The 14,717-nt window shown below is 68.3% G+C and carries 15 protein-coding genes; 14 read left to right on the forward strand and 1 reads right to left on the reverse strand.

What is annotated here, in order from left to right:
* Positions 1–13 precede the first annotated feature (13 nt).
* Positions 14–1,240 (reverse strand): pyridoxal phosphate-dependent aminotransferase, encoded by a 1,227-nt coding sequence (locus tag EJE94_RS12525; protein WP_121241987.1) that lies wholly within the window; start codon positions 1,238–1,240, stop codon positions 14–16.
* Positions 1,241–1,341: 101 nt separating this feature from the next.
* On the opposite strand from EJE94_RS12525, the gene EJE94_RS12530 reads away from it, so the two are divergent.
* From EJE94_RS12530 to EJE94_RS12595, 14 genes are all read left to right on the forward strand, one after another.
* Complete coding sequence (locus EJE94_RS12530) at positions 1,342–1,713, forward strand: Mth938-like domain-containing protein (RefSeq protein ID WP_121242249.1); 372 nt, start codon at positions 1,342–1,344, stop codon at positions 1,711–1,713.
* Entirely contained in the window at positions 1,710–3,350 is a 1,641-nt protein-coding gene (locus EJE94_RS12535) for a phospholipid carrier-dependent glycosyltransferase (RefSeq protein ID WP_121241989.1), read from the forward strand. Before EJE94_RS12530 ends, EJE94_RS12535 begins: the two co-directional genes overlap by 4 nt.
* Positions 3,347–3,718 carry an SMR family transporter gene (locus tag EJE94_RS12540; protein ID WP_121241991.1) on the forward strand — a complete coding sequence of 124 codons (372 nt, stop codon included), beginning with the start codon at positions 3,347–3,349 and terminating at the stop codon, positions 3,716–3,718. The genes EJE94_RS12535 and EJE94_RS12540 overlap by 4 nt, the downstream gene beginning before the upstream one ends.
* Positions 3,715–4,836, forward strand: coding sequence for a DegT/DnrJ/EryC1/StrS family aminotransferase (locus tag EJE94_RS12545; RefSeq protein WP_121241993.1), 1,122 nt, complete (start codon positions 3,715–3,717; stop codon positions 4,834–4,836). The genes EJE94_RS12540 and EJE94_RS12545 overlap by 4 nt, the downstream gene beginning before the upstream one ends.
* Before the next feature lie 115 nt (positions 4,837–4,951).
* Positions 4,952–5,134: an antitoxin MazE family protein gene (locus tag EJE94_RS12550; protein ID WP_121242250.1), complete on the forward strand. Its 183-nt coding sequence runs from the start codon at positions 4,952–4,954 to the stop codon at positions 5,132–5,134.
* Positions 5,131–5,466, forward strand: a complete 336-nt coding sequence (locus EJE94_RS12555; RefSeq protein WP_121241995.1) for a type II toxin-antitoxin system PemK/MazF family toxin — start codon at positions 5,131–5,133, stop codon at positions 5,464–5,466. The genes EJE94_RS12550 and EJE94_RS12555 overlap by 4 nt, the downstream gene beginning before the upstream one ends.
* A 16-nt stretch (positions 5,467–5,482) precedes the next feature.
* Positions 5,483–6,421 carry a glycosyltransferase gene (locus EJE94_RS12560; RefSeq protein WP_121241997.1) on the forward strand — a complete coding sequence of 313 codons (939 nt, stop codon included), beginning with the start codon at positions 5,483–5,485 and terminating at the stop codon, positions 6,419–6,421.
* Complete coding sequence (locus tag EJE94_RS12565; RefSeq protein ID WP_207855967.1) at positions 6,418–7,335, forward strand: formyltransferase; 918 nt, start codon at positions 6,418–6,420, stop codon at positions 7,333–7,335. The genes EJE94_RS12560 and EJE94_RS12565 overlap by 4 nt, the downstream gene beginning before the upstream one ends.
* Positions 7,336–7,351: 16 nt before the next feature.
* Entirely contained in the window at positions 7,352–8,395 is a 1,044-nt protein-coding gene (locus EJE94_RS12570) for a bifunctional UDP-4-keto-pentose/UDP-xylose synthase (protein WP_121242000.1), read from the forward strand.
* 151 nt (positions 8,396–8,546) lie between these two features.
* On the forward strand, positions 8,547–9,458 hold the full coding sequence (locus EJE94_RS12575; RefSeq protein WP_121242002.1) for a polysaccharide deacetylase family protein: 912 nt from the start codon (positions 8,547–8,549) through the stop codon (positions 9,456–9,458).
* Positions 9,459–9,537: 79 nt separating this feature from the next.
* Positions 9,538–11,160, forward strand: coding sequence for an ArnT family glycosyltransferase (locus tag EJE94_RS12580; RefSeq protein WP_121242004.1), 1,623 nt, complete (start codon positions 9,538–9,540; stop codon positions 11,158–11,160).
* Complete coding sequence (locus tag EJE94_RS12585; RefSeq protein ID WP_165904835.1) at positions 11,157–12,269, forward strand: sialidase family protein; 1,113 nt, start codon at positions 11,157–11,159, stop codon at positions 12,267–12,269. Before EJE94_RS12580 ends, EJE94_RS12585 begins: the two co-directional genes overlap by 4 nt.
* A complete protein-coding gene (locus EJE94_RS12590; RefSeq protein ID WP_124962460.1) occupies positions 12,266–12,817 on the forward strand; it encodes a hypothetical protein in 552 nt (183 codons plus the stop codon). The genes EJE94_RS12585 and EJE94_RS12590 overlap by 4 nt, the downstream gene beginning before the upstream one ends.
* Positions 12,814–14,715, forward strand: a complete 1,902-nt coding sequence (locus tag EJE94_RS12595; RefSeq protein WP_121242010.1) for a B12-binding domain-containing radical SAM protein — start codon at positions 12,814–12,816, stop codon at positions 14,713–14,715. Before EJE94_RS12590 ends, EJE94_RS12595 begins: the two co-directional genes overlap by 4 nt.
* The last annotated feature ends 2 nt before the right edge of the window (positions 14,716–14,717 follow it).

A 14,717-nucleotide genomic window follows, 5' to 3' on the forward strand; every position in this document is an offset into this window, starting at 1 on the left:
GTTTCTCAGTTTCTCAGGTTGCGTGGCGTTTCTTGTAGTGATCGAGGAAGCGCGCGATGCGGCCGATGGCCTCGGTGAGGTCGTCGGCGTTGGGCAGGAACACCACGCGGAAGTGGTCGGTGGTCGGCCAGTTGAAGCCCGAGCCCTGCACCAGCAGCACTTTCTCCTGCTCGAGCAGGTCGAGGATGAAGTGCTGGTCGTTGGCGATCGGGTACATCTTCGGGTCGAGCCGCGGGAACAGGTACATCGCGGCCTGCGGCTTGTGGCAGGTGACGCCGGGGATCTGCGTCAGCAGCTGCCAGGCGAGGTCGCGCTGGCGGCCGAGGCGGCCGGTCGGCAGCACCAGGTCGTTGATGCTCTGGTAGCCGCCGAGCGCAGTCTGGATGCCGTACTGCGCGGGGACATTGGCACACAGGCGCATCGAGGCCAGCATGTTGAGGCCTTCGATGTAGTCGCGGGCATGGTGCTTCTCGCCCGAGATGACCAGCCAGCCGGCGCGAAAGCCTGCGGCACGGTAGTTCTTCGACAGGCCGTTGAAGGTGATCATCAGCACGTCCTCGGCCAGGCTGGCGATCGAGGTATGGGTGTTGCCGTCGTAGAGGACCTTGTCGTAGATCTCGTCGGCGTAGATGATCAGCTGGTGCTCGCGCGCGACCTGGATGATCTCGCGCAGCAGGTCGTCCGGGTAGAGCGCGCCGGTCGGATTGTTGGGGTTGATGACGACGATGGCGCGGGTGTTGGGTGTGATCTTGCCGCGGATGTCGGCGATGTCGGGCAGCCAGCCGGCGCCCTCGTCGCAAAGGTAGTGGCGCGGCGTGCCGCCCGACAGGCTCACCGCGGCGGTCCACAGCGGGTAGTCGGGGGCCGGTACCAGCACCTCGTCGCCCGAGTCGAGCAGGGCGTTCATCGACATGGTGATGAGTTCGGAGACGCCGTTGCCGATGATGATGTCGTCGACCTGGACGCCGACGATCTTCTTCACCTGCGTGTAGTGCATGATCGCCTTGCGCGCGGCGAACAGGCCCTTGGAGTCGGTATAGCCCGAGGCGGCCGGGAGATTGTGGATGATGTCCTGGATGATCTCTTCCGGCGCGATGAAGCCGAAGGGCGCGGGATTGCCGATGTTGAGCTTGATGATGCGCTGGCCGTCTTCCTCCATCTGCTTGGCGCGTGCCAGCACCGGTCCGCGGATGTCGTAACAGACGTTGGCGAGCTTGGCGGACTTGAGGACGGGTTGCATGGCGGTATACCTGGGCCGGTTGCTGCGGCGCAAAAGGTATAATCCTACCGCAAATTGCCCTGCAGCCGAGGCGGAGCATGCCTCCGCACCCCATCGAACGCATGAAACTTCAATCCAACGTCCGTTTCGCCGCCCGCGCGATCACCGCCCACGGGCCGGGTTATGTCGCCATCGGCGGCACCCGGCTGACGCGCACCTGCCTGCTGGGCCCGGACGGCATCGACGCGGCCTGGGGGCCGGACGCCTTCGAGGGCCTCGACGCCGGCCACTTCGCCGCGCTCGCCGCCCTCCCCTGCGACGTCACCCTGCTCGGCACCGGCGCCCGCCAGCGCTTTCCCGCGCCGGCGCTGCTGCGGCCACTGATCGAGGCGGGACGCGGCGTCGAGGTCATGGACACGCCGGCCGCCTGCCGCACCTACAACGTGCTCGTCGCCGAAGGCCGCACCGTGGTCGCCGCGCTCATCGTCGAATGACCGGCCGTCGTCCGTTCGCCCTGTGGCTGGTCGCGGTGCTGTTCGCCGCGCTCTGGTTCGGCACGCTCGAGTACCGCAAGCTGGTCAAGCCCGACGAGGGCCGCTACGGCGAGATCCCGCGCGAGATGGTCGCGACCGGCGACTGGCTGACGCCGCGCCTCAACGGCATCAAGTATTTCGAGAAGCCGCCGCTGCAGTACTGGGCCACCGCCGCCGCCTTCAGCGCCTTCGGCGAGCACCACTGGACGGTGCGCATCTGGCCGGCGCTCACCGGCTTCCTCGGCATTCTGTTCTCGGCCTGGGTCGCGGCCCTGCTGTTCGGCACCGCGGCGGGCTGGGTCGCGGCCTCCGTGCTGGGCGGCAGCTTCCTCTACGTCATGCTCGGCCACACCGCCGTGCTCGACATGAGCCTCAGCGTCTTTCTCGCCTCGGCCGTCTTCGCCTTCGTCCTCGCCCAGCGCGATGGCGCCACGCCGCGGCAGACGCGGAACTGGATGTGGGCCGCCTATGCGCTCCTCGCCCTCGCCGTTCTCACCAAGGGCCTCGTCGGCCTGGTGCTGCCGGGCGCCACACTGGTCGCCTACATCATCTGGCAGCGGGACTGGGGCTTGTTGAAGAAACTGCATCTCGCCAGCGGCCTGGCGCTGTTCTTCCTCATCGCCGCACCATGGTTCGTCGCCGTATCGCTGGCCAATCCCGAATTCTTCAATTTCTTTTTCATCCACGAGCACTTCCAGCGCTTCCTCACCAAGGTGCATCGACGCTACGCGCCGATGTGGTACTTCGTACCGATACTGCTGGTCGGACTGATGCCCTGGACACTGGCCCTGTTCGGCGCATTGCGCAACGCGGCGAAGCGCGAGGCGGCACTGCGCTTCCAGCCGCAGCGTTTCCTGCTGCTCTGGTGCGTCATGGTCTTCGGTTTCTTCTCGGTCTCGAGCTCGAAGCTCGTCCCCTACATCCTGCCGATCTTCCCCGCGCTGGCCGCGCTGATCGGTGCCTGGTGGATGCAGGCAAGCCCGGCGGTGCTCAAGTGGCAGGCGCTGCTATGGGCACCCGTCGGCCTCGCCATCGTCACCGCGGCGCCGTTCATGGTGGTGTTCGGCGACGAGCAGATGCCGGTCGCGATGTTCGAGGCCTGGGTGCCGTGGATGATCGCTGCCGGGCTCGGCCTCGCCGCCGCCTCGGTCCTGGCCCACTGGCTGGCGCGGCGGGAACGGCGCCTGGCGGCCGCCATCGCGCTGGGCCTGGGCGGCCATTTCGCCTGCCAGGTCGGCATCCTCGGCATGGACAGCATCGCCCCCGCCACCTCGACCTGGCACATCAGCCAGAAGATCAGGCCGGAACTGACGCCCGACATGACGTTCTACAGCGTCGGCATGTACGACCAGACCATTCCCTTCTACCTCAAGCGCACGGTGCAGATGGTCGAGCATACCGACGAACTCAAATACGGCATCGAGTGGGAACCGCAGAAATTCATGCCGACCTTCGCCGAGTTCGTCACCGCCTGGAACGCAGCGCCGAAGGCGATGGCGATGATGCCGCCCGACGTCTATCAACGCTTCGTCACCCAGAACCTGCCGATGCGCGAGATCGCCCGCGACACCCGTCGCGTTTTCGTGGTGAAGCCATGACCGTCGTCTCCTTTTCGCTGATCCTCGCCGGCGTGCTGCTCAACGCCGCGGCGCAGCTCTTCCTCAAGAGCGGCACCAACGCCGTCGGCCACTTCGACTTCCACCTGGACAACGTCGTGCCGATCGGCCTCAAGATCGCCGCCAACCCATACATCATCGGCGGCCTGACCTGCTATGTGGTGAGCGTCGTCATCTGGATCATGGCGCTGTCGCGCGTGCCGGTCAGCATCGCCTACCCGATGCTGTCGATCGGCTACGTGGTCAATGCCGTGCTCGCCTACTACCTTTTCGGCGAGGCCATCACCGCGCAGAAGCTGGTCGGCATCGGCTTCATCATCGTCGGCGTCTGGATCGTCGCCCGGGCATGACTGCGCCCTTTCTTCCCTTCACCCGCCCCAGCATCGACGAGGAAACCATCGCCGAGGTGGCGAACGTGCTGCGTTCGGGCTGGATCACCAGCGGTCCCAAGGTGCAGGCCTTCGAGGCCGCGCTCTCCGCCTACTGCGGCGGCCGCCCGGTGCGCGCCTTCAGCTCCGGCACGGCCACGCTGGAAGTCGCGCTGCGCCTGGCGAAAGTCGGCGCTGGCGATACGGTGATCACCACGCCGCTGACCTGGGTCGCCACCGCCAACGTGATTCTCGAGGTCGGCGCGACGCCGCTGTTCGTCGACATTGACCCCGTCACGCGCAACATCGACCTCGACCAACTGGAAGCCGCCATCACCGCCGAGACCCGGGCCGTGATTCCGGTCGATCTCGCCGGCCTGCCGGTCGACCGCGACCGGCTCTACGCCATCGCCGCGAAACACAAACTGCGAGTGATCGAGGACGCCGCCCAGTCCTTCGGCGCCTCGTGGCGCGGCAGTCCCATCGGAACGACCGGAGACTTCGTCTCCTTCAGCTTCCACGCCAACAAGAACCTCACCACCGGCGAGGGCGGCGCGCTGGTGCTGCCGGCCGACGTCGACCCGGCGCTGTGCGAGCGCCTGCGGCTGCAGGGGGTGAAACGCTTCCCCGACGGCGGCATGGACGTCGACGTCCTCGGCGGCAAGTCCAACCTCACCGACATCGCTGCCGCCATTGGCCTCGGGCAGCTCAAGCACCTGGCCGAATTCACCGAACGCCGCCGCGCGCTCGCCCGCCGCTACTTCGAAAGGCTGGACACATCGCTCGGTCTCGAACTGCCGCCGGCCGACTTCGAAAACACCAACTGGCACATGTTCCAGCCGCTGCTGCCCGACGGCATCGACCGCGGCGCCTTCGTCGCCGCCATGAAGGAACGGGGCATCGGCGTCGGCGTGCATTACCCCGCGCTGCACCTGTTCTCGCTCTATCGCAGCCTCGGCTGGCAGGCCGGCGACTTCCCCGCGGCAGAGCGGGTCGGCGCCAGAACCATCACGCTGCCGCTGTTTCCGGCAATGAGCGATGTCGATATCGACCGTGTCTGCGCCGCGATCGCGGACGCGTTGCCTGCATGCCGCCGTTAGCATGGGCCGAGAACAACTTGGCGTCCCCTCGCGGAAGTGCTATTCTTCGTAACATGTTACAAGCAAACGGAGTTCGTCGATGCCCGCCCACGCCGCCGCCAACCCAGCCCCGCGCATGAAGCAATACCGGGATCGCCTGCGCGCGGCCGGCCTGCGCCCGATACAGCTCTGGGTGCCGGATACCCGCGCGCCGGGGTTCGCCGATGAGTGCCGGCGCCAGTCTGCCGCCCTGGCGCACGACGCTGCCGAAGCCGCCACCGCCGCCTTCATCGACGCCGGCGGAGCCTGGAACGAGTGAGCCCGCCGAGACGCGGCGACCTGGTCACGGTCGCAGTCCAGGACAATTTCGGCAAACCACGCCCCGCGCTCGTGATCCAGTCCGATCTGTTCAACGAAACCCATCCCACGGTCATGCTCTGCCTCGTAAGCTCCGATCTGCGCGACGCTCCTTTGTTTCGCCTCACCATCAACCCGACACCGGAAAACGGCTTGAAGCTCGATTCGCAGATTCAGATAGACAAGGTCATGACCGTGCTGCACGACAAGATCGGTCCCAGCTTCGGCCGCCTCGACGATGCGACGATGCTCAAGGTCAATCGGGCGCTCGCCCTGTTCATGGGCATTGCCTGAATCACTTTATTCCCACATGCCGACACCCGAAGTCTCCATCGTCATCCCGGTCTACAACGAAGAGGACGGCCTGCCGTCGCTGTTCGCGCGGCTCTATCCGGCGCTCGACGCGCTCGGCCGCGGCTACGAGGTCGTGTTCGTGAACGACGGCAGCCGCGACCGCTCCGCCGCCATGCTGCGCGAGCAGTACCAGGCGCGCCCCGACGTCACCCGCGTCATCCTCTTCAACGGCAACTTCGGCCAGCACCGCGCCATCATGGCCGCCTTCGAGCACTGTCGCGGCGACAAGATCGTCACCCTCGACGCCGACCTGCAGAACCCGCCCGAGGAGATCGCCAAGCTGCTGGCCAAGATGGACGAGGGCTACGACTACGTCGGCTCGATCCGCAAGCAGCGCAACGACAGCCTCTGGCGCCACTGGGCTTCCCGCGCCATGAACCGGCTGCGCGAACGCATCACCCGCATCAAGATGACCGACCAGGGCTGCATGCTGCGCGCCTACAGCAAGGGCATCGTCGCCGCCATCAACGAGTGCCGCGAAGTCAACACCTTCCTGCCGGCGCTGGGCTACACCTTCGCCCGCAACCCGACCGAGGTCGTGGTCGAGCACGACGAGCGCGAGGCCGGCGAGTCGAAGTATTCGCTCTACAGCCTGATCCGCCTCAACTTCGACCTGATGACCGGTTTCTCGGTGGTGCCGCTGCAGATGGTGTCGATGGCCGGCATCGTGCTCTCGATCCTCTCGGCGATTTTCGTCGTCTTCCTCGCCGTGCGCCGCCTGGTGCTCGGCCCCGAGGCGGAAGGCCTGTTCACCCTGTTCGGCATCGCGTTCTTCCTCATCGGCATCCTGCTCTTCGCCGTCGGCCTGCTCGGCGAATACGTCGGCCGCGTCTATCAGGAAGTGCGCCGCCGGCCGCGCTACATCATCGACGCCGTGCTGGAGAAGAAGGAATGACGAAGGCCATCGTCTTCGCCTACCACAGCGTCGGCGTGCGCTGCCTCAAGGCACTGCTGGCCGGCGGCGTCGATGTCGCCCTGGTGGTGACCCATCAGGACAGCCCGACCGAAACGATATGGTTCGACAGCGTCGCCGCGACCGCCGCGCGCTACGGCATCCCGACGGTCACCCCGCTCGACCCCAACGCACCCGAAACGCTCATGCGGATCGCGGCAGTGGCCCCCGAATTCATTTTCTCCTTCTACTACCGGCAGATGCTGAAGCCCTCGCTGCTGCAGCTCGCCAAGCGCGGCGCCTACAACATGCACGGCTCGCTGCTGCCCAAGTACCGCGGCCGCGTGCCGATCAACTGGGCGGTGCTGCACGGCGAGACCGAGACCGGCGCGACCCTGCACCGCATGGTCGCGAAGCCCGACGCCGGCGACATCGTGGCGCAGCAGGCCGTGCCCATCCTGCCCGACGACACCGCCGGCGAAGTCTTCGCCAAGGTCGCCGTCGCCGCCGAGATGGCGCTGGTCGGCGCGTTGCCCGCGCTGCTGGCGGGCACCGCCGAGCACCGGCCGCAGGATCTCGCGCAGGGCAGCTACTTCGGCGGACGCAAGCCCGAGGACGGCCAGATTGACTGGGCGCAGTCCTCGATCGCCATCCACAACCTGATCCGCGCCGTCGCCCCCCCTATCCCGGGGCGTTCTTCGACATCGAGGGCCATCGCGTCGTCGTCGGCACCTCGCTGCGGCGGCCGGCGCTGCGCCCGCGCGGCGCCTCGCCCAAGCTCTACATCGAGGACGATCGCGTTCTCGCCGACTGCAGCGATGGCTGCGTACTGCAGCTGTTCGACGCGGTCGTCGACGGCAAGCCCGTCCTCGACACCCAGTTCGGCGCACGTCTGCGCCACCACTCCCTTCTCCTGACTTGAGCCCGACCACCATGAAAAAAGTCCTCATCCTCGGCGTCAACGGCTTCATCGGCCACCACCTGTCGCAGCGCATCCTCGACACCACCGACTGGGAGGTGTACGGCATGGACATGAACTCCGAGCGCGTCACCGACCTGATGGCCAACCCGCGCTTCCATTTCTTCGAAGGCGACATCATGGTCAACAAGGAATGGATCGAATACCACGTCAAGAAGTGCGACGTGATCCTGCCGCTGGTCGCCATCGCCACCCCGGCCACCTACGTCAAGGAGCCGCTGCGCGTCTTCGAGCTCGACTTCGAGGCCAACCTGCCGATCATCCGCCAGGCGGTGAAATACAAGAAGCGCGTGATCTTCCCCTCGACCTCCGAGGTCTACGGCATGTGCCGCGACCCCGAGTTCGACCCGGAGAATTCCGAGCTGATCCTCGGCCCCATCAACAAGCCGCGCTGGATCTACTCCTGCGCCAAGCAGATGATGGACCGCGTCATCCACGCCTACGGCCAGCAGGAAGGCCTGCAGTACACGCTGTTCCGCCCCTTCAACTGGATCGGCCCCGGCCTCGACTCCATCCATACGCCGAAGGAAGGCAGCTCGCGCGTGATCACCCAGTTCCTCGGCCACATCGTGCGCGGCGAGCCGATCAAGCTGGTCGACGGCGGCGCCCAGAAGCGCTCCTTCACCTATGTCTCCGACGGCATCGACGCCCTGATGAAAATCATCGACAACAAGGACGGCATCGCCAACGGCAAGATCTACAACATCGGCAACCCGAAGAACAACTACTCGATCCGCGATCTGGCGGCGCTGATGCTCGACCTGGCCAAGCAGTATCCGGAATACGCCGAGAGCGTCGCCAAGGTGAAGGTGCTGGAAACCACCTCGGGCGAGTACTACGGCAAGGGCTACCAGGACACGCAGCATCGCGTGCCGAAGATCGACAACACCATGGCCGACCTCGACTGGGCGCCCAAGGTCACGTTCGAGGACGCCCTGCGCGGTATTTTCGAGGCCTATCGCGGAGACGTCGCCGAAGCGCGCAAGCTGATGGACTGATGCAATTCATGGCCCCCCACGCTCACATTGTTCGGCAAAGCCGAATCCCGCTTCGCGGGACCAGCCTGCGGCTGTCCTGCGGCCTGCGGCCTTGTCGTTCGCTGCCCCCCACGGGGGGGCGCATGCCCTCTTGGGGCGGCCCGGCGAGGGCATGAAGCTCGCCCTCAAGGTAGACGTCGACACCTACCGCGGCACGCTCGAGGGCGTGCCGCGTCTCGTGGACGTCCTGCGGCGCAACCGCGCCGGCGCCACCTTCCTCTTCTCGCTCGGCCCCGACCACACCGGCCGCGCCATCAAGCGCGCCTTCCGGCCCGGCTTCATGAAGAAGGTGTCGCGCACCTCGGTCGTCGCCCACTACGGCCTCAAGACCCTGATGTACGGCACGCTGCTGCCGGGCCCCGACATCGGCAAACGCTGCGCCGACATGCTGCGCGGCGTCCATGACGACGGCTTCGAGACCGGCATCCACTGCTGGGACCACGTCAAGTGGCAGGACAACGTCGAACACGCCGACGCCGCCTGGACCGGAGAGCAGATGCAGCTCGCCGCCGATCGTTACGCCGAAGTCTTCGGCACACCGGCGAAAGTGCACGGCGCCGCCGGCTGGCAGATGAACGCGCAGGCCATGCGCCTGACCCAGCGCCTCGGCTTCAGCCACGCCTCCGACACCCGCGGCACGCACCCCTTCATGCCGGTGCAGAACGGCGAGATCGTGCTCTGCCCGCAGCTGCCGACCACCCTGCCGACGCTGGACGAACTGATCGGCATCGACGGCACCACGGAAGACAACGTCCACGAGAAGCTGCTGGCACTGACCGCGAGGCCGCCCGCCCACGGCAGCCACGTCTACACCCTCCATGCCGAACTCGAAGGCATGAAGCTCCTGCCCGTGTTCGAGCGCCTGCTCACGGCCTGGCGCGAACAGGGCTACGAACTGGTCGCCCTGCGCGACCTCGCCGCCACGCTCGATTTGCCCTCCCTGCCGCGCCACGAGGTGCTGCGCGGCGAGATTCCCGGCCGCTCGGGCACGCTGATGCTGCAGGGGCCGGAATTCCTCGCGTGACAATATTGGCCCCCCACGCTCGCAAAGGCGGCTCGCTGCCCCCCACAGGGGGGCGCGCCCTCACTTGGGGCGGCCCGGCGTGAGGTCGGGCTTCGGCACCCTGCTCCTCCTTCTGCTCGCGGCAGGCGTTCTCGCCCTCGGCATCTGGGCGCCCACCGGGCTGACCGGCAAGGACGAGTACCTGCTCGGCCTGCGCATCCCGCTCGAAATGATGGAGCGCGATGCCTGGTGGATTCCCTTCATCGATGGCGAGCCGCGCCTGAAGAAGCCGCCCTTCATCTACTGGCTCGGCCGCGCCAGCTTCGAGACCTTCGGCCCCTCGCTCGCCGCCGGACGCGCCGTCACCGTCGCCTTCGCCCTGCTGCTGCTCGGCTGCGCCGCATGGCTCGGCCGCCGGCTCGCGACGAGCCACGCACCGCATTTCACCGGCGATGCCGAGGCACGCTGGGCCGGCCTGCTGACGGCAGGCGTGCTGCTCGGCACGAGCGGCATCGCCTCCGAATCGCGCCGGCTGATGCTCGACATGCCGGTCGCCGCACTCGCCATCGCCGCCTTCTGTCTCTACTGGTCGTGGCTCGAGAAGCCGCGCTGGTCCGCCCTGCTCGGCGCCGCCGCGCTCCTCGCCGCGGCCCTGCTGACCAAGGGCCCCACCGCCGTCGTCATCTTCGGTGCCGCCCTGCTGGCGTTGCTGCTCGCCCGGCGCGAATTGTGGCAGCCGCTGCTGACGCGCCTGCCGCAGCAGTTCGCCTTCGCCGCCGTCGCGCTCGCCCTGCCGGTCGCCTGGACCCTCGACGTGAAGAGCCGCCACGGCGCCCAGCTCGCCGCCGCCGCCGAACACGAGCTCGAGGCGCGCGGCCTCTGGAACATCTCGCCCAACGCCGCGATCGGCATCGTCACCCTCGCCCTGCCGTGGAGCTTCGTCGCCCTGCACGCCTTGTGGTCGCACCGCCACGAAGCCCATGCCCGCTTCCTCGCCCTCTGGCTCGGCCTGTCGCTGCTGCCCTTCTTCTTCATCCACGTCTTCGACCGCTACCTGATCGCCTCGCTGCTGCCGCTCGCCCTCGCCTGCGCCCTGGCGCTGCAGGCCGGCACCACACCGGCGTGGGCACGGCGGCTGGGCAGCCTGCCGCCTGCGCTCGTCGCCATCGCGCTCTGCCTGCTGCTCTGGCGCTGGGACAAGGGCGGCCTCTGGTGGCTGCTGGCGCCGGTCACCGCCTATTTCCTCTGGTGTTGGTGGCGCAGCAGAGCCCATGCCGGTGCGCTGATCATTTCGGCGGCACTGCTGTGGAGCGTCGGCTGGGGCCTCGCCTTTCCGGCCCTCGGCGTCAATGCCGTGCCGGCCCAGGTCATCGAACTCAGCCGCGGCCGCCCGGTCACGCTGTTCATGGGGCCGCAACCCGCGCTGCTGCCCGCCCTCTCCGGCCGCGCCCTGCACCAGGCCAGCCGGCTGACCGCCAATGACGTAGCGCCGGGCACGCTGATCGCCGTTCGCGACGAGGACACGGCTGCGCTCGGCGCCCAGACGCAGGCGCTCGGCGTGACGCCAGTGCCGCTGTTCCGCTACACGGCGCTGACCTCCGCCGGCTCGGGCATCCGCTTCGCCCGCCAGGGCGCCACCGCCGAGGACTGGAAGGCGGCCTGGGCCACGCGCTCGCCGGCGCCGCTCGAATCGACAGTCCACATCCTCGAGGTGAAGCGTTGAAGCAATGGCTGGCGCCGCTCGCCCTGGCCGTCGCACTCGCCGCGGCTTGGCCGCGCCTGCAGCCGCCGACCGCAGCGCGTTTCACCACGCCTGCCGCCGCGGCTCCGGCCGCCCAGGTCCCGTCGCCCGCGTTCTCCGAGCGACTCCTCGCCAACCCTCAACCCAGCGCCCATGCCGCGACGCTTGCCGAACTGCCCGACGGCCGCATCGCCGCCGCGTGGTTCGCCGGCAGCGCGGAGGGTGCGCGCGACGTCGCGATTTTCCTGGCCACGTTCGACGGCCGGCAATGGAGCGAGACGCGCCCCATCGTCACGCGCGCGCAGGCGCAGCGCGACACCGCGCGGCTGGTGCGCAAGCTCGGCAACCCGGTGCTGGCAAGCGATGACCGGGGGCGCTTGCATCTGTGGTTCGTCAGCGTCGGCTATGGCGGCTGGGCCGGCAGCGCGATCAACCACGTCGCCTCCACCGACGGCGGCAGAAACTGGAGCGAGGCCTCCCGCCTGATCACTTCGCCATTCTGGAATCTTTCCACCTTGGTACGAACGCCGCCAATGCCGCTGGCCGACGGCGGCTGGGGGCTGCCGGCCTACCATGAGTTCGCCGCCAAGCGCGCCGAGTGGCTCCGTCTCGATGCCCAGGGCCGCGTGCTCGACAAGGCGCGCCTGCCCGGCGCCGCGCGCACCCTGCAACCGGCCGTGGCCGCGCTCGATGGCGGCCGTGCCGTGGCCATGATGCGCGACGCCGGCCCCGCCAACCGCATCCCGCTGGCCACGACCCAGGACGCCGGCGCGACCTGGCAGGCGGCCCGCGCCACCGCGCTGGCCAACCCCAATGCCTCGGTCGCTCTGCTGCATCTCGCCGACGGTCGCCTGCTGCTCGCCTGGAACCCGCAGACGGCGAACCGCGACAAACTCGCCTTGTCCCTCTCGCGCGACGCAGGCGCGACGTGGTCGGCACCAAAGATCGTGGAGGACAGCCCCGGCGGCGAATTCTCCTATCCCGCCCTGCTGCAGGGGCGCGACGGCACCATCCATCTCGCCTACACCTGGCAGCGCAAGACCATCAAGCACCTGGCGTTCTCGCCGGCGTGGCTCGAGGCCGGCCCGTGACTGTGCAGGCTGCGTTCGGTCTCGCCGCCCAGGCGCTGCTGGTCGCCTGGATCTTCTGGACGCTTGCCGCGCGCGCGCCGTCGCACTTCCACCGGATCATTGCAGCTGGCGCAGCTGTCGCCGCATTCATCCCGATCGCCGACGGCGTCTCGGCCGCGATGGCGTCGCGCGCACTGTGGGGCGACCCCAGCGTCACCACCCTGCAACTGCTCGTCCTCGCGCTCGCCGGCCGCCCCGCGAACGTCGGCCGCGGCCCGGCGGCCGCGCTGGCCCTCTTCGGCCTCGTCTTCTATCCGCTGGCGCTGGGTCTCGGCGACTTCGATCCCTACCGTCTCGGCTACGCCGCCTGGCCGGTAGCCGCCGCGCTCGGCGCGGCGGCGCTGCTCGCCTGGCGCCGCGGCCAGCCGCTCTGGCTCTGGCTGCTCGCCGTCGATCTCGCCGCGTTCGCCGCAGGCCTGCCCGAGTCGGACAATCTCTGGGACGCGCTGTTCGATCCGCTGCTGGTCGCGGCCGCCCTGATCGCCGCGGTCCGCGGCCCGCGCCGGTGAGCGATACGCAAGCCATGCGCGTGCTGTCCGTCATCCCGCCGATGACCCAGCTCAACACGCCCTATCCGGCGACGGCCTACCTGACCGGCTTCCTGCGCTCGCGAGGCATCGCCGCGACACAGGAAGACCTCGCCCTCGCGCTCGTCCTGCGCCTGTTCTCGCCCGAGGGGCTGCGGCAGATGCGCGAGTGCATCGCGGCGTTGCCGAAGCAGAAGCGCACGCCCGTCGTGAAGGCGTTCGACCACCAGTTCGAGCGCTACCTCGCCACCATCGGCCCGGCCGTGGCCTTCCTGCAGGGACGCGACCCCACGCTCGCGCATCGCATCTGCGGCCGCAGCTTCCTGCCCGAGGGGCCGCGCTTCCAGTCGCTCGACGCCTACATCGATCCCGACGGCGGCGATCCGCTAGCCTGGGCCTTCGGCGCCCTCGGCGTGCAGGACCGCGCCCGCCACTTCGCCACCCTCTACCTCAACGACGTCGCCGACGTGCTGCGCGATGCCGTCGATCCGCGCTTCGAGTTCGTGCGCTACGCCGAGTCGCTGGCGCAGAGCCAGGCCACGTTCGAGCCGCTCACCGCGGCGCTGGCTGCGCCCGGGAACCTCGTCGACAGAACCCTGCGAGATCTGACGCTGGCGGCCATTGCGAAGCATGCGCCGCAGGTCGTCCTGGTGTCGGCGCCCTTCCCCGGCAACGTCTACGGCGCCTTCCGCATCGCCCAGGCGATCAAGGCGCACGACCCGGCGGTCGTCACGGTGCTCGGCGGCGGCTTCGTCAACACCGAGCTGCGCGAGCTGTCCGAGCCGCGCGTGTTCGACCATTTCGACTATGTCTGCCTCGACGACGGCGAGCGTCCGATCCTGTCGCTGCTCGAACACCTGCGCGGCGAACGCCCGCGCGAGCAGCTGCAGCGAACCTTCGTGCGCGCGGCCGAGGGCGTGCGCTACTTCGACGCAGGCGAACCCGACATCCCCTTCGCCGAGGCCGGCACGCCGACGTGGGACGGCCTGCCGCTCGACCACTACCTGTCGATCCTCGACATGCTCAACCCCATGCACCGCCTGTGGTCCGACGGGCGCTGGAACAAGCTGACCGTCGCCCACGGCTGCTACTGGAAGAAGTGCAGCTTCTGCGACGTCTCCCTCGACTACATCGCGCGCTACGAGGCGGCGGCCGCCGCCACGCTGGTCGATCGCATCGAGGCGGTGATCGCCGAGACCGGCCAGAGCGGCTTCCATTTCGTCGATGAGGCCGCGCCGCCCAAGGCGCTGGCGGCGCTGGCCGACGAATTGCAGAAGCGAAACCGCGCAATCTCCTGGTGGGGCAACATCCGCTTCGAGAAGTCCTTCACCCCCGAACTCTGCCGGCGGCTGGCCGACAGCGGCTGCATCGCCATCTCGGGCGGCCTCGAGGTCGCCTCCGACCGCCTGCTCGACCTGATGCAGAAAGGCGTCTCGGTCGAACAGGTGGCACGGGTGACGCGCGCCTTCACCGACGCCGGCATCCTCGTCCACGCCTACCTGATGTACGGCTTCCCGACGCAGACCGTGCAGGACACGGTCGATGCGCTCGAATACGTGCGCCAGCTGTTCGAGGCCGGCTGCATCCAGTCCGGCTTCTTCCACCGCTTCACGTGCACGGTGCATTCCCCGGTCGGCCGGCACCCCGAGCGCTTCGGCGTCACCCTCAAGCCGCTGCCCAAAATCACCTTCGCGAAAAACGACGTCGGCTTCATCGATCCAACCGGTGTCGATCACGCGGCCCTCGGCGTCGCGCTGAACAAGGCGCTCTACAACTACATGCACGGCATCGGCCTCGATGCCGACGTGCGCAGCTGGTTCGGCGCGAAAGTCCCCCGCACCCGCGTGCCGCGCCACTTCATCGAACGTGCCCTCGCCTGACG

Origin of the sequence: Sulfurisoma sediminicola, from assembly GCF_003865015.1 — a bacterium.
In the GTDB taxonomy this organism is placed as follows: Bacteria; Pseudomonadota; Gammaproteobacteria; order Burkholderiales; family Rhodocyclaceae; genus Sulfurisoma; species Sulfurisoma sediminicola.

Bases quoted from the DNA above. Each gene is read 5' to 3' on its own strand.
- EJE94_RS12550 (WP_121242250.1), top strand. From the start codon at position 4,952: ATGAAGCAATACCGGGATCGCCTGCGCGCGGCCGGCCTGCGCCCGATA.
- EJE94_RS12530 (WP_121242249.1), top strand. From the start codon at position 1,342: ATGAAACTTCAATCCAACGTCCGTTTCGCCGCCCGCGCGATCACCGCC.
- EJE94_RS12540 (WP_121241991.1), top strand. From the start codon at position 3,347: ATGACCGTCGTCTCCTTTTCGCTGATCCTCGCCGGCGTGCTGCTCAAC.
- EJE94_RS12560 (WP_121241997.1), top strand. From the start codon at position 5,483: ATGCCGACACCCGAAGTCTCCATCGTCATCCCGGTCTACAACGAAGAG.
- EJE94_RS12570 (WP_121242000.1), top strand. From the start codon at position 7,352: ATGAAAAAAGTCCTCATCCTCGGCGTCAACGGCTTCATCGGCCACCAC.
- EJE94_RS12575 (WP_121242002.1), top strand. From the start codon at position 8,547: ATGAAGCTCGCCCTCAAGGTAGACGTCGACACCTACCGCGGCACGCTC.
- EJE94_RS12535 (WP_121241989.1), top strand. From the start codon at position 1,710: ATGACCGGCCGTCGTCCGTTCGCCCTGTGGCTGGTCGCGGTGCTGTTC.
- EJE94_RS12525 (WP_121241987.1), bottom strand. From the start codon at position 1,240: ATGCAACCCGTCCTCAAGTCCGCCAAGCTCGCCAACGTCTGTTACGAC.
- EJE94_RS12565 (WP_207855967.1), top strand. From the start codon at position 6,418: ATGACGAAGGCCATCGTCTTCGCCTACCACAGCGTCGGCGTGCGCTGC.
- EJE94_RS12545 (WP_121241993.1), top strand. From the start codon at position 3,715: ATGACTGCGCCCTTTCTTCCCTTCACCCGCCCCAGCATCGACGAGGAA.